15 protein-coding genes are annotated in these 14,288 nt (G+C 65.4%); 10 read left to right on the plus strand and 5 right to left on the minus strand.

Going from position 1 to position 14,288, the window contains the following annotated elements:
- The first annotated feature begins 216 nt into the window (after nt 1-216).
- The 5 genes from DY467_RS20115 (at nt 217) to mdlC (ending at nt 6,682) form a co-directional block, all read left to right on the plus strand.
- On the plus strand, nt 217-1,482 hold the full coding sequence (locus DY467_RS20115) for a cytochrome P450 (protein WP_164638525.1): 1,266 nt from the start codon (nt 217-219) through the stop codon (nt 1,480-1,482).
- Nucleotides 1,483-1,515: 33 nt separating this feature from the next.
- Entirely contained in the window at nt 1,516-2,688 is a 1,173-nt protein-coding gene (locus DY467_RS20120; RefSeq protein ID WP_164638528.1) for an acyl-CoA dehydrogenase family protein, read from the plus strand.
- Between the two features lie 147 nt (nt 2,689-2,835).
- Complete coding sequence (locus DY467_RS20125; RefSeq protein WP_011157170.1) at nt 2,836-3,930, plus strand: CaiB/BaiF CoA transferase family protein; 1,095 nt, start codon at nt 2,836-2,838, stop codon at nt 3,928-3,930.
- Between the two features lie 12 nt (nt 3,931-3,942).
- The gene (locus DY467_RS20130; protein WP_164638530.1) at nt 3,943-4,800 is read left to right on the plus strand and encodes an HTD2 family dehydratase; all 858 of its coding nucleotides are present in this window, start codon (nt 3,943-3,945) and stop codon (nt 4,798-4,800) included.
- Between the two features lie 253 nt (nt 4,801-5,053).
- The gene (mdlC, locus tag DY467_RS20135; protein WP_164638531.1) at nt 5,054-6,682 is read left to right on the plus strand and encodes a benzoylformate decarboxylase; all 1,629 of its coding nucleotides are present in this window, start codon (nt 5,054-5,056) and stop codon (nt 6,680-6,682) included.
- 10 nt (nt 6,683-6,692) lie between these two features.
- Here mdlC and DY467_RS20140 read toward each other — a convergent pair whose 3' ends face one another.
- From DY467_RS20140 to grxD, 3 genes are read right to left on the minus strand one after another with little or no spacing between them, the layout of a single operon-like run.
- A complete protein-coding gene (locus tag DY467_RS20140) occupies nt 6,693-7,973 on the minus strand; it encodes a serine hydrolase domain-containing protein (protein WP_164638532.1) in 1,281 nt (426 codons plus the stop codon).
- A gap of 59 nt (nt 7,974-8,032) precedes the next feature.
- Nucleotides 8,033-8,575, minus strand: a complete 543-nt coding sequence (locus DY467_RS20145; RefSeq protein ID WP_164638582.1) for an O-acetyl-ADP-ribose deacetylase — start codon at nt 8,573-8,575, stop codon at nt 8,033-8,035.
- Nucleotides 8,572-8,898: a Grx4 family monothiol glutaredoxin gene (gene grxD, locus DY467_RS20150; RefSeq protein WP_164638533.1), complete on the minus strand. Its 327-nt coding sequence runs from the start codon at nt 8,896-8,898 to the stop codon at nt 8,572-8,574. Before grxD ends, DY467_RS20145 begins: the two co-directional genes overlap by 4 nt.
- Before the next feature lie 280 nt (nt 8,899-9,178).
- Here grxD and egtB point away from each other — a divergent pair, with 280 nt between their 5' ends.
- Nucleotides 9,179-10,438, plus strand: coding sequence for an ergothioneine biosynthesis protein EgtB (gene egtB, locus DY467_RS20155; RefSeq protein WP_164638534.1), 1,260 nt, complete (start codon nt 9,179-9,181; stop codon nt 10,436-10,438).
- Nucleotides 10,439-10,483: 45 nt separating this feature from the next.
- Nucleotides 10,484-11,452 (plus strand): L-histidine N(alpha)-methyltransferase, encoded by a 969-nt coding sequence (egtD, locus tag DY467_RS20160; RefSeq protein ID WP_164638535.1) that lies wholly within the window; start codon nt 10,484-10,486, stop codon nt 11,450-11,452.
- 28 nt (nt 11,453-11,480) lie between these two features.
- On the opposite strand, the gene DY467_RS20165 is transcribed toward egtD, so the two are convergent.
- A complete protein-coding gene (locus DY467_RS20165) occupies nt 11,481-12,209 on the minus strand; it encodes a hypothetical protein (protein WP_164638536.1) in 729 nt (242 codons plus the stop codon).
- A 129-nt stretch (nt 12,210-12,338) separates the two neighbouring features.
- On the opposite strand from DY467_RS20165, the gene DY467_RS20170 reads away from it, so the two are divergent.
- Nucleotides 12,339-12,698, plus strand: coding sequence for a hypothetical protein (locus DY467_RS20170; RefSeq protein WP_164638537.1), 360 nt, complete (start codon nt 12,339-12,341; stop codon nt 12,696-12,698).
- Between the two features lie 182 nt (nt 12,699-12,880).
- Entirely contained in the window at nt 12,881-13,408 is a 528-nt protein-coding gene (locus tag DY467_RS20175) for a MarR family winged helix-turn-helix transcriptional regulator (RefSeq protein ID WP_164638539.1), read from the plus strand.
- Between the two features lie 83 nt (nt 13,409-13,491).
- Here the strand turns inward: DY467_RS20175 and DY467_RS20180 are convergent, their stop codons facing one another.
- On the minus strand, nt 13,492-13,728 hold the full coding sequence (locus tag DY467_RS20180) for a BolA family protein (protein ID WP_107346500.1): 237 nt from the start codon (nt 13,726-13,728) through the stop codon (nt 13,492-13,494).
- A gap of 163 nt (nt 13,729-13,891) precedes the next feature.
- On the opposite strand from DY467_RS20180, the gene DY467_RS20185 reads away from it, so the two are divergent.
- Nucleotides 13,892-14,254, plus strand: coding sequence for a DUF427 domain-containing protein (locus DY467_RS20185; RefSeq protein ID WP_164638541.1), 363 nt, complete (start codon nt 13,892-13,894; stop codon nt 14,252-14,254).
- Nucleotides 14,255-14,288 lie beyond the last annotated feature (34 nt).

Consider the following 14,288-nt stretch of genomic DNA (forward strand, 5'->3'; position numbering starts at 1 on the left):
CGACGCAAGTCGCGCGCGGAGCGCTTTTCTACCGTCAAATCAATTTGTTCGAGCGGCCGGTCGGGCTCCCCGAAAGCGCCCCACCGCTGCCGCCTATTGACGATCTGATCAGACGGCCGAACCCGCCGGACCTAACCATGGCGGGACCGAAAATCCGACCGCGACCGCCGCCGCCGACCGCGGCGAGCGTCCATGACATGGCCAGGGAGGACGACGATGCACGGCACCATCGAGACCGGAAAAGCGGCGCGGCTGCGGGCGGCGCGCGAGGAAGCCTACGCGACCCCGCTGAAGGATTTCCATCCCGGCGCCCCGCGGCACTTCCGCGACGACACGCTGTGGCCGTGGTTCGAACGGCTGCGCAAGGAAGAGCCGGTGCATTACTGCACCAATGCGCCGATCGAGGCGTATTGGAGCGTCACCAAGTACAACGACATCATGCATGTCGACACCAACCACCAGATCTTCTCGTCGGACTCCACGCTCGGCGGCATCTCCATCCGCGACGCGCCGGTCGGCTACGACTGGCCGAGCTTCATCGCGATGGATGAGCCGCGGCACTCGGCGCAGCGCAAGACGGTGTCGCCGATGTTCACGCCGCAGCATCTGGACGAACTGGCAGTGCTGATCCGCGGCCGGACCCAGAAAGTGCTGGACGGCCTACCGCGCGGCGAGACCTTCAACTTCGTCGACCGCGTCTCGATCGAGCTGACGACGCAGATGCTGGCGACGCTGTTCGATTTTCCGTTCGACGAACGCCGCAAGCTGACGCGCTGGTCCGACGTCGCCACCGCGCTGCCGAAGAGCGGCGTGGTCGAATCCGAGCAGCAGCGCCGCGACGAGCTGAACGAATGCGCCGCGTATTTCGCCCGGATGTGGAACGAGCGGGTGAACTCGGAGCCGCGCAACGACCTGCTGTCGATGATGGCGCATCACGACGCCACCCGGACGATGGACCGCGACAACCTGATCGGCAACATCCTGCTGCTGATCGTCGGCGGCAACGACACCACCCGCAACACCATGTCGGGCTCGGTGCTGGCGCTGAACGAGAACCCGCACGAGTTTGAAAAGCTGCGGGCCACCCCGAAGCTGATCGACACCATGGTGCCCGAGGTGATCCGCTGGCAGACCCCGCTGGCCCACATGCGCCGCACCGCCCTCCAGGACACCGAGCTCGGCGGCAAGACCATCCGCAAGGGCGACCGCGTGGTGATGTGGTACGTTTCAGGCAACCGCGACGACGAGGTGATCGAGCGGCCGGAGGAATTTATCATCGACCGTGCCCGGGCCAGGATCCACCTGTCGTTCGGTTTCGGTATCCATCGGTGCGTCGGGATGCGCTTGGCCGAATTGCAACTGAGGATCGTATGGGAGGAGATGCTCAAGCGTTTCGAGCGTATTGAAGTTGTCGGGGAGCCGAAGCGGGTGTATTCGAGCTTCGTCAAGGGCTACGAGTCCTTGCCGGTCCGGGTCTCATGACCTCCCCCCAAAACCAACAAGAAGACGCAGCCGATGAAACACCATGCCGCGGAGCAGGACGAATACCACGACATCCGCGACGCCGTCGCCAAACTGTGTGCGCAGTTTCCCGGCGAGTACTGGCGCAAACTCGACCGCGAAATGGCCTATCCCAAGGCGTTCGTCGACGCCCTGACGGAGGCCGGTTACCTTTCCGTTCTGATCCCCGAGGAATACGGCGGCGCCGGCCTGAAGCTGTCGGCCGCAGCGGCGATCCTGGAAGAGATCCAGCGCGCCGGCTGCAACGGCGGCGGCTGCCACGCCCAGATGTACACCATGGGCACCCTGCTGCGGCACGGCAGCGACGAGCAGAAGGCCAAGTGGCTGCCGAAGATCGCCAGCGGTGAACTCCGCCTGCAGGCGTTCGGCGTCACCGAGCCGACCTCGGGCACCGACACCACCTCGCTGAAAACCTTCGCCAAGAAGGATGCCAACGGCGACTACATCGTCAATGGCCAGAAGATCTGGACCAGCCGGGCGGAGTATTCCGACCTGATGATCCTGCTCGCGCGCACCACGCCGAAGGATCAGGTGACCAAGAAGACCGAGGGTCTCTCGGTGTTCCTGGTCGACATGCGCGAGGCGCGCGGCCATGGCCTCGAGATCCGCCCGATCCGCACCATGATGAACCACGCCACCACCGAAGTGTTCTTCACCGACATGAAGGTGCCGAAGGAGAACCTGATCGGCGAAGAGGGCAAGGGCTTCCGCTACATCCTCTCCGGCATGAATGCCGAGCGCATCCTGATCGCCTCGGAGTGCGTCGGCGACGCCAAATGGTTCATCGCCAAGGCCAGCGCCTACGCCAAGGACCGCACCGTGTTCGGCCGGCCGATCGGCCAGAACCAGGGCATCCAGTTCCCGATCGCCAAGGCCTACGCCAACATGCGTGCGGCCGAGCTGATGGTGAAGGAAGCCACCCGCAAGTACGAAGCCGGCATGGATTGCGGCGCCGAGGCCAACATGGCCAAGATGCTCGCCGCCGACGCGTCGTTCGAAGCGGCCAACGCCTGCATCCAGACCCACGGCGGCTTCGGCTTCGCCGAGGAATACGACGTCGAGCGCAAGTTCCGCGAAACCCGGCTGTATCAGGTCGCGCCCATCTCGACCAACCTGATCCTGTCGCATCTCGCCGAGCACGTGCTCGGGATGCCGCGGTCGTACTGAGGGCGCGGGCAGCAACCGCTGCCTCGCTTGAACCGTCTCCTTCGTCATTGCGAGCGAAGCGAAGCAATCCAGAGCCGAGTGCACCGAGCCTGGATTGCTTCGTCGCTTCGCTCCTCGCAATGACGTAGCCATTGCAGGATTGATTGGATGCTTCCGCTCGAAGGACTGACCGTCATCGCCGTCGAACAGGCGGTTGCCGCGCCATATTGCAGCTCGCGGCTCGCCGATGCCGGCGCCCACGTCATCAAGATCGAACGGCCCGAAGGCGATTTCGCCCGCGGCTATGACGCCGCCGCCAAGGGCCAGAGCAGCTACTTTGTCTGGCTCAACCGCGGCAAGGAATCCGCGGTGGTCGACCTCGCCACCAAGGAAGGCCGCGCGGAGCTGGAAAAGCTGATCGCCTCGGCCGACGTGCTGCTGCAGAACCTCAAGCCCGGCTCGATGGACAAGCTCGGCTTTGCCCGCGAGCGGCTGCGCAAGGACTATCCGAAGCTGATCATCTGCACGATCTCCGGCTACGGCGACGAGGGCCCCTACGCCCATCGCAAGGCCTATGACCTGTTGATCCAAGCCGAAAGCGGTCTCGCCTCGATCACCGGCGGCCCGGAAAGCGCCTCCCGCGTCGGCATGTCGATCGTTGACGTCGCCACCGGCGCCACGGCGCACGCGGCGATCCTCGAGGCCCTGATCGGCCGCGGCCGCACCGGCCAGGGCGCCGACATCCGGATCTCGATGTTCGACGTCATGGCCGACTGGCTGACCGTGCCGCTGCTCAATGCCGAGGCCGGCAATCCGCCCAAGCGTCTCGGCCTCGCCCATCCGTCGATCGCGCCCTACGGCGTGTTCACCTCGAAGGACGGCAAGGACATCCTGATCTCGATCCAGAGCGAGCGCGAGTGGAAGAAGCTGTGCTCGGACGTGCTGCGTCAGCCTGACCTGCCGAACGATCCGCGGCTGTGCAACGGCGTCGAGCGGGTCAAGAACCGCGCCTACACCGACAAGATCGTGGCCGACATCTTCGGCTCGCTGACCCGCGACGATCTGCTCGAACATCTGGCCGCCGCCGACATCGCGTTCGCCGAAGTCAACGCGATGGAAGACCTGTCGCACCATCCGCATCTGCGCCGGATCGAAGTCGACACCCCGAACGGCAAGGTCAGCTATCCGGCGCCGGCAGCGATCTTCGTCGGCGACGAGCGTCGCTACGGCGCAGTGCCGGGCATCGGCGACAAGCGCAAGTAAGCGAGGACCAACATGACCGACGCGCTCGACATCGATCATCTGCGGCAATGGATCGGCCGCAGCGAACAGGCCACCGACCTGGTCACGCCACAACTCGTGAAGGGGCTGCGCGCGACGCTGTTCCTCGACATCGGCAAGCCGCAGACCGGCGATGCCGCTCCCTTCACCGTGCACTGGTGCCTCGGGCAGCCGGTGTACCCGATGGACCAGCTCGGCCCCGATGGCCACCCGACCCGCGGCTGCTTCCTGCCGCCGGTGCCGCTGCTGCGCCGGATGTGGGCGGGCGGCGAACTGCAGTTCGTCGATGCGCTCAAGGTCGGCGACGAAGTGACCCGGACCTCGACGATCGGCGACGTGACGATCAAGCAGGGTTCGACCGGCACGCTGTGCTTCGTCACCGTCAATCATGAGATCACCACGCCCCGTGGCGTTGCAATCCGCGACCGCCAGGACATTGTCTATCGCGACGTGCCGCCGCCCTCGTCCGCCCCCGCAACGCCGGCCAAGCCCGCGGCAGCGCCGCCGGACGCCAAGCACCGCGAGAGCCACCTCGCCGATCCGGTGCTGCTGTTCCGCTATTCGGCGCTGACCTTCAACGGCCACCGCATCCACTACGACCGCGACTACGTCACCAAGGTCGAGGGCTATCCGGGCCTGATCGTGCACGGCCCGATGCAGGCCGCGCTGCTGGTCGAATTCGCCGCTAAACTCAAAGGCAGCGTGCCGAAGACCTTCAGCTATCGCGGCGTGCAGCCGCTGTTCGACGGCGCCGACTTCAGCGTCAATGCCAACGAGACCGCAGCCGGCCTCGACCTGTGGACCGCCAATGCCGACGGCGAGCCGACCATGAAGGCCACGGCGAGCTGGTAGCTCTTTGCAACATGCACGTCATTCCGGGGCGCTCACGAAAGTGAGCGAACCCGGAATCTCGAGCTGTTCTGCCGCCTTCCTGCTCTAACCTCTGGGTTCCGGGCTCGCGCGACGCGCGCCCCGGAATGACTGTGCGGTGTTCGCACGCTCGCGCCGCGGAATGACGCGTGATCCGTGTTGACTCCCCTCGCCGCCTGCGGATTTGATCGGTGCAAACAACAACACCGGCATCCGCCGCCCGAGGAAATCGCCCTTGCCCGCCAACAAGTCCAAGCAGCCGAGCGCTGCCGTCACCACCGTCAAATCCGCCACGCTCGACCTGCTCCGCGCCTTCAAGATCGGCAGGGTGTTCGGCAATCCCGGCTCGACTGAGCTGCCGTTCCTCAGCGACTGGCCGGACGATATCGACTACGTGCTGGCGCTGCAGGAAGCCTCTGCCGTGGCGATGGCCGACGGCTACGCGCAGGCGACGCGCAACGCCGGCTTCGTCAATCTGCATTCGGCGGCCGGCGTCGGCAACGCGCTCGGCAACATCTACACCGCGTTCAAGAACCAGACGCCGCTGGTGATCACCGCCGGCCAGCAGGCGCGCAGCCTGTTGCCGCTGCAGGCCTTCCTCGGCGCCGAGCGCGCCTCCGAGTTTCCGCGGCCTTATGTGAAGTACAGCGTCGAGCCGGCACGCGCCGAGGACGTGCCCGCCGCGATCGCCCGCGCCTACTACGTCGCCATGCAGCCGCCGTGCGGACCGACCTTCGTGTCGGTGCCGATTGACGATTGGGCCCGGCCCGCCGCGCCGGTGCCGCCGCGCGCCGTCACGCGCGAGCTCGGTCCGGATCGATCAGCGATGCAGGCGCTGGCCGATACGCTTGCCAAAGCCAAGAAGCCGGCGCTGGTGGTCGGGCCCGCGGTCGATCGGGCCGATGCGGTCGATCTGATGGTCCAGCTCGCCGAGCGCACCAACGCACCGGTGTGGGTATCGCCGTTCTCGGCGCGCTGCAGTTTCCCCGAGCGGCATCCGCTATTCGCCGGCTTCCTGCACGCGTCTCCGGGACAACTGTCTGAAGCGCTCAGTGCTTACGACGTCGTCGTGGTGATCGGCGCGCCGGTGTTCACCTTTCATGTCGAAGGCCACGCCGCGATCTTCGAGGGCGGCTCGAAGCTGTTCCAAATCACCGACGATGCCGAAGCCGCGTCCGTGACGCCGCTCGGCACCAGCATCATCGCGACGATGGCGCCTGCCCTCACGCTGCTGCTGGAACTGCTGCCGGAAACCAAGCGCGCCGCACCGCCGGCTCGCGCGGTGCCGCCGGCACCTCAGCCGGCCGAGCCGATGCCGGTGGAGTATCTGCTGCATACGCTGCGCGCCGCGATGCCGGAGAACGCGATGCTGGTCGAGGAGGCACCGTCGCATCGTCCAGCGATGCAGAAATACATGCCGATGCCGGGCCAGGACAGTTTCGCCACGATGGCGAGCGGCGGCCTGGGCTGGTCGCTGCCGGCCTCGGTCGGCTTCGCGCTGGCGCATCCCAACCGCCGCACCGTCTGCCTGATCGGCGACGGCTCGGCGATGTACTCGATCCAGGCGCTGTGGACGGCGGCGCAGCGCAAGCTGCCGCTGACCGTGGTGGTGCTGAACAACGGCGGCTACGGCGCAATGCGCTCGTTCAGCCAGGTGATGCAGGTGCGGAACGTGCCCGGGCTGGAGCTGCCCGGGATCGACTTCACCGCTTTGGCGCAATCGCTCGGCTGCGATGCGGCGCGGGTGACGCGCAGCGAGGAGCTGGCGCCGGCGCTGACGCGCGCCCTTGCATGGCACGGCGTCAGCGTGGTCGAGGCGATGCTCGATACGTCAGTGCCGATGCTCTACGCACGCAACGGCTGACGCTGCGTTATCAATTATCCAGCGCCTCATATACCAGCTTCTTCAGCTCGCGCTGGATCGGCTGGCGATGCGACGGGGTCTGCTCCATCAGCACGAAGAACATGTCGAGCTTCGGATCGACCACGAAGTAGCAGCCCGAAGCGCCGTCCCACTTCAATTCGCCGAGCGAACCGGGCGGCGGCGGCTTGGCGTTGCCGGCATCGGTGCGGACACCGAGGCCGTAGCCGTAGCCGAACCCGTCACCCGGGAAATAGAAGTAGTCGCGCTCGACGCCGGAGTTCGGACCGATGTGATCGGTGGTCATGTCCTTGAACACGGCTTCGCTGAGATAACGCTTGCCGTCGAGCTCGCCCTTGTTGTGCAGCATGCGGACGAAGCGGATCACGTCGGACGGCGTCGAAGTCAGGCCGCCGCCACCGGATTCCCATTTCTTGACGATGTCCGGCCGGCTCGGCCGCCCGACCCGGAAGTCGGCGTCGTTGGGCATCGGCTGCGCCATCCGCGCCTTCTGCTCCTCGGTGGTCAAATAATAACGGGTGTCCTTCATCCCGAGCGGATCGAACAGCCGCTCCTTCTGGTACTCATAGAACGACTTGCCGGAGGCGACCTCGATCACCCGGCCGAGCACCTCGTAGGAATTGCCGTAGTCCCACAGCGTACCGGGCTGCTCCTGCAGCGGCAGCTTGGCGATCCGCTCGGCGAACTCGGCATTGCTCGGATCGCCATCGTAGATCTTGGCCGCCGCGATCGCCTTGCGCACCAGGCTGTCGCCATAGAAACCGTAGGTGATGCCCGAGGTGTGCAACAACAGATCGCTGATCAGGATCGGCCGCTTTGGCGCGACGAAATCGAGATACTTCTCACCGTCCTCGCGCTTCTTCTCGACGCCGACCTTGGTGTCGGCGAATGCCGGGATGTATTTCGACACCGGATCGTCGAGCTTGATCTCGCCGTCCTGGACCAGCGTCATCACCGCGAAGGCCGTGAACGGCTTGGTCAGCGACGCCAGCCGGAAGATGGTGTCGTCGGTCATCGGCTCTTTGGTGGCGACGTCGCGAACGCCGAAGTACTTGTGATAGACCGGCTTGCCGTGGCGTTCGATATAGACGATCGCGCCGGGAATCTTACCTTCGGCAATGATCTTGTTGAAGAACTCGTCGATGCGTTCGAGTTTCTTGTCGGAGAACTGCACGCTCGGCGGCAGGTCGAAGGTGGTCTCGGCGATCGCCGGGCTCGCGGCCATTACGGCCAGCGCTCCTGCCATCAACCATCGCGCAGCGCGACGCAGCATTCTCGTATCCTCCTGGGTTCTTTTTCGTGGATGTGATGGTAGCGGCGCTTGGAGCGGTTTCAAGGGGCCGCTTCCGCAAGCGCCGCGCGGTGCAACTCTGCACTCGCGGGCGAGAAGCAACAGAACACCGCTAGGGTCACTGAAGTGTTGGAGCGCAGCGCATCCAGGGTGGTCTTAACCGCAATCGGCGCAGCGCGCTCCGGCGGGAAACCGTAAACGCCAGTCGAGATCGCCGAGAACGCAATCGAGCTCAGCGCATGCTCGTTCGCGAGCTGCAGGGCGCGGGCGTAGCAGGAGGCGAGCGCGGCATCTTCGCCATGGCCGCCGCCGTGCCAGACCGGGCCGACGGCGTGGATCACATGGCGCGCAGGCAAACGGTAGCCGCGGGTGATTTTGGCATCGCCGGTGGCGCAGCCGCCGAGCGTTTCACATTCGGCGACGAGTTCAGGACCGGCTGCACGATGGATTGCACCATCGACGCCGCCGCCGCCGAGCAAAGACGAATTGGCGGCGTTGACGATCGCGTCGACGGCGAGCGTGGTGATGTCGGCGACGACGACCTCACAGGTCGCCGTGCCGATCTGGCGAACGAAGGCGCTCAGGCGGCGGCCTTGATGCCCTTGTCGGTGAACAGCTTCTGCAGTTCGCCGGCCTGGAACATTTCGCGCACGATGTCGTAGCCGCCGACGAATTCGCCCTTCACGTACAGCTGCGGAATGGTCGGCCAGTTCGAATAGACCTTGATGCCGTCGCGCAGCTCGGCGTTCTCGAGCACGTTGTGGCCCTTATACGGAATGCCGATGTGATCGAGGATCTGCACCACCTGACCGGAGAAGCCACACTGCGGAAACTGCGGCGTGCCCTTCATGAACAGCACCACGTCGTTGGCCTTCACTTCGTTGTCGATGAATTGCTCGATGCTCATGGCGAATCCTTTTGCGGCGCGGCCGGCTGACCACCAGCGGCCGGGTCGAACGGTCATATATGTATCCTGAAACCTCTGAATAGCCCAAGTCAAAACCGATTGAGCCCGGCTGTCGCATTGACTTCGCTGCCTTTTTTCGGCGGCCCGATGCCGAGCCCGAGTGGCCGCCTGACCATCGGTAAAATCTCCGCCGGTACGCCGCTGGCCTTTCATCCGGGTCGCCAGCGCCTATCTGATCTGGAACTCATTCCCAACAGCAGCGTTTTCCACCAAACCGGAGATGCTCGTGACGATTTTGTCCTCCGCCGCAAGCTCTGCAGCCGAATCTTCCACATCGTCCGTCTCCGCCCGCGATCTGGCCGCTCAGCTGGCCCACGCCTATCGTACCGTGCGCGACGAGACCGAGCGCCGCGCGGCACCGCTGTCGCCGGAAGATCAGGTGGTGCAATCGATGCCGGATGCGAGCCCGGCGAAATGGCATCGGGCCCACACCACTTGGTTCTTCGAGCAGTTCCTGCTCGGCCCGCATTGTCCGGGCTATCAGGTGTTCCACCCCGACTACGCCTTCCTGTTCAACTCCTATTACGTCTCGGCCGGGCCCCGGCATACCCGCGCGGCGCGCGGCCTTCTCACCCGTCCCGGCGTCGCCGAAGTCGCGGCCTATCGCCGCCACGTCGATGAGGCGATGCTGAGCTGGTTCGCGACCGCAGACGCTGCCAAGCTCGAAGAGATCGCTCCGCTGATCGAGGTCGGGCTCAATCACGAGCAGCAGCACCAGGAATTGCTGCTCACCGACATTCTCCATGCTTTCGCGCAAAATCCGATCCCGCCGGCCTATGATCCGGCATGGCGGCTGCCGACAACGGACCATCGCGGTGAGGACTGGGTGACGCTACCCGAAGGCATCCACCCGATCGGCCACGCCGGCGACAGCTTCCATTTCGACAATGAAAAACCGGTGCACCGGGCGCTGGTGGGACCGGTGCGGCTGGCACGCCGCCTCGTCAGCAATGCCGAGTGGCTGCAGTTCATGGCCGATGGCGGATATCGCACCGCCACGCGGTGGCTGATGGACGGCTTCGCTTGCGCCGAGCGTGAAGGCTGGGAAGCGCCCGGCCACTGGCGACAGGTCGACGGCGAATGGAAGATCATGACGCTCGGCGGCCTGCAGAGCATCGATCCCGCCGCGCCGGTCTGCCACATCAGCTACTACGAGGCCGACGCCTTCGCCCGCTGGGCCGGCAAACACCTGCCGACCGAAATGGAATGGGAAGTCGCGGCACGCGCTGGTCAGCTTCCCGACGCCTTCGGCACCGTCTGGCAATGGACTCGCAGCGCCTACGCGCCTTACCCGGGCTACAAGGCGATCGACGGCGCGCTCGGCGAATACAACGGCAAGTTCATGGTCAATCAGCTGGTGCTGCGCGGCTCGTCCTGCGCGACGCCGGAGGGCCACAGCCGCGTCACCTATCGCAATTTCTTCTATCCGCATCACCGCTGGCAGTTCACCGGCCTGCGGCTCGCCGACTACGGCGCCTGATTTGAAAACCTAAATGCGCCACGCGCGCATCCCGGAGGATCGCCTATGAACGTGCACGTCGCTGTGCAGACGCAAGCGCATCGGCTCGATTCCAATACGGCTGCGTTTGCGCGCGACGTGCAGGATGGGCTGACGAGACCGCAGAAGGAGCTGTCGCCGAAGTATTTCTACGACGACGCCGGCTCCGAGCTGTTCGTCGAGATCACCCGCCTGCCGGAGTACTATCCGACCCGCACCGAGCTCGGCATTCTGCGGGACCGCGCCGCCGAAATCGCAGCCTTTATTCAACCTGACGCGTCGATCGTCGAATTCGGCGCCGGGGCCACCACCAAGATCCGCCTGCTGCTCGCCGCCCACCAGGTCGCGGCCTATGTGCCGGTCGATATCTCCGGCGATTTCATCATCACCCAGGCCGAAGCGCTGCAGCGGGATTTCCCGCAGCTCGCGGTGCATCCGCTCGCCGCCGACTTCACCAAGCCGTTCGCGCTGCCGCCTGCGGTCCGCGACCTGCCGAAGGTCGGGTTCTTCCCCGGCTCGACGATCGGCAACTTCGAGCCGCAAGAGGCGCGGCGATTCCTGGAGAGCGCCCGCGACATACTCGGCCGCGGCGCCCGGATGATCATCGGTGTGGATCTGGAGAAAGACGAGCGCGTCCTGGTGCCGGCCTATGACGATGCCGCCGGCGTCACCGCCAAGTTCAATCTCAACCTGCTGATCCGCATCAACCGCGAACTCGGCGCCGATTTCGATCTGTCCGCCTTCGCGCACCGCGCGATCTACAACCGCGATCAGCACCGCATCGAGATGCACCTGGTCAGCCTGCGCGACCAGACCGTGCATCTGTTCGGCGAACGCATCAGCTTCCGCGACGGCGAGACCATTCACACCGAGAACAGCTACAAATACAGCCTGGAGCGGTTTCGCGCGCTGGCGCAGCAGGCCGGCTGGACTCCGGCGCGGAGCTGGACCGATCCGGACGCGATGTTCTCGGTGCACGCGATCGAAGCGAACTGACAGCCGCGTCTCGTCGGTTATCGCCTCACTAAACCGCAGCGTCCTCTGCGGCGGCGATCCGCGCGGTGCGCCGGCCCCGCGCCTCGGCGGCGCATTTGGCGACGTGGACCTCGCGATTGATTACTTGCAGGTTCGGCAGTCCCCAATAGCCGAGCAGCTCCGGCCATGCGCGATCGCGGTGCTGCCGCCACACCTGAAACAGCGGCACGAGGTGATCGACCTCTGCCGTCCGCCACAGCCGCCGATTGGTCTCGCGGCAGCGGCGGCCCTGCAGGCGCCGCAACAGCTTGGTCTGTCCGCTCGGCGCATTCCAGAACTGCCAGGCGGTGACGCAGGCGCTGTGCCAGGTCGCATTCTTGTTGATTCCGGCGTCCCATAGATCCGCGTGCCAACCGAACCGATACACCGGCTGGCCGCAGACGCAGCAGAATCCGCCGCCGCGCTGGTGCGCGGTCTCACGATACGGCGCAGGCGGGGTTCGAAACGTCGCCGGCAGTCCAGCCTCGGGATCGCCGACGTGCCACTCCCAGCCGGCGGGGGCGCCACTGCGCGCCGCGAGCACGCGCGCCAGCCGCTCCGCCCGCAGCGGATGCGCGCGCCAATACGAGTCGACGGCAACTCTCAGGGTCGAGGGCACATAGGCGCGCGCTTTGGCATGGATCAGCACGGCCTGCGGGAAGGCCTCCGGCAAGCGCTTGGTCAGCCGCGCCAATGCCAGCGCGTTGGCTTTTGCCTTTTCGTCCCGCCAGTTCGACATGTGTCCCACCCGCCGACACGGTGCTGCGCGGCTGTAAAGCCTTCGTTAACGTCGGCGCCGCGCAGCGGACCGTGCCCATGCGTTCGCCCCGCCTTTGCGGATTGTGACAGATTTGTTATGCGATCCCGCATGAGAAGCGGATTCATGCGATGGCTTTCGACCGACACGGCACAGCCGCGCCGTCGCCTGTCGTTGATCGTGGTGATCTCGCTTTATCTCGTCTCAGGCCTGCTGCATCAGATCGCCTGCCTCCATCCGACGGAGGTGGCGGCGACCGCCGTGTTCAGCACGCATTCTGTCGAGGACAGCACCGACGCCCCGGCCATCTCGGTCTGCGATCGGTGCCCGTCGTGTTCATCTGCCGTCATGCCGGCCTCCTTGGTCGGACGCCCATCGCCCGACAGCCAAAAGGCCGCCTTTGCCTGGTCTTCGCTGGCGATCGCGCTGCGGGCAAGTCCCGATACGCCCCCGCCCAAACAGGCCGTCTGACCGACGACGAGTCCGGGCGCCGCGACACCGCTCCGCCCGCCAATGCCGATGAAATTTTGCCACCAGTGCCGGGCGCATCAGCGCTCGCCGGCCTGACTCGAAGCATCCGCTCCGTTTTGTCTGGAGAAGCGATGCTTCGCGCAGGGCACGAAGCGCGTGGCACGTGCTGAAAGGACGACGGGATGATGCCCGAAACGAACAACAAATCCGCCGACGAGCCGATCGGCACCGCCACCGACATCGATCATGCCGATCGTCTGCTGCGTCGTCTGGTCTGGGACGTATCAGCCATCGGTTTTTCGATCCTGCGGATGGCCGAACTGCTCGGGCGCCGAGCCGGCCTGACGGGATCGCAATGGCTGCTGATCAAGGCGGTCGACTTTCTGGCCGACCGGGATGGCGTTCCGGTCGGCGAAGTCGCGGCGCTGCTCAATATGAAGGGATCGTTCGTTTCGGCGCAGATCCGGCCACTGGAGCAGCGCGGCCTGCTCATCCGCACTCAATCCGCTGAAGACCGGCGGGTCATTCTGCTGTCGCTGACCGGAAGCGCAAGACAAACGCTGGCGCGTGTCGAGGACGAGATGTGCAGAATCGAGGAGATCGCCCGCGGCACGCTGGTCGATCATCATGTCGGAGAACTGTCCGACAGCGTCAACACAATGCGCCGCCGCATGGATCGCGCAACCGCGCGCGTTGCGCGGATCGACTAGCAGCAGGTCGAATGGCGTTCGTGCGAGACGCAGGGCGGCCTAACGGCGAGGCCGCCCGGCTTCGGACAGGGGGTTGCCCGCTGTCAGGCTTCCGGCACGCCGGTCTGCAGCGCAAGCGCGTGCAGCACGCCACCCATTTGCCCCTGCAGCGATTGATAGACGATCTGGTGCTGCTGGACCCGCGACTTGCCCCGGAACGACTCCGAAATCACGGTCGCGGCGTAATGGTCGCCGTCACCGGCGAGGTCGCGAATCGTCACCTCCGCGTCGGGAATCGCGGCCTTGATCATGGCCTCGATGTCGCGGGCATCCATCGGCATTCGGTCATCCTCCAGATCGTCGCGGCCGCCGGCGCGGGGCGCGCGGTGGCAATCTTGCACCGCCATCCTATATGGCAGTGCGTCCCTTTCAAAGCCACCACGCCGGTACATCGCGGCGAGGTGACTGCGACGCCGGTCCGAAACGCACCCCTGAGGTCCGCCCATGAAGCTCCCCGGCCCCGATCATCCGATCACGATCACGGCAAACCCGAACGGCGTCCGGATCAGCGCGGACGGCAAGGTGATCGCCGAGACCCGCCGGGCGCTGACGCTGCAGGAGGCGAGCTATCCGCCGGTGCAGTACATTCCGCGGGAAGACGCGGACATGAGCCTGCTGGAGAAGACCACGCGTGTCACACGCTGCCCCTATAAGGGCGCTGCCAGCTATTTCAGCATCGTGGCCGGGGGCGAGCCGCAGCCCAATGCGGTGTGGAGCTACGAGGAGGCGTTTCCGGCGATGGCGGAGATCGCCGGCTATCTGGCTTTCTATCCGCAAAAGGTTCAAATCGAAGAATTCAAACCCTAGCAATTCGCCGAAGAGGCGATTCAGCTATTGCGCA

This window comes from Rhodopseudomonas sp. BR0G17 (assembly GCF_010907025.1).
GTDB lineage: Bacteria > Pseudomonadota > Alphaproteobacteria > Rhizobiales > Xanthobacteraceae > Rhodopseudomonas > Rhodopseudomonas palustris_H.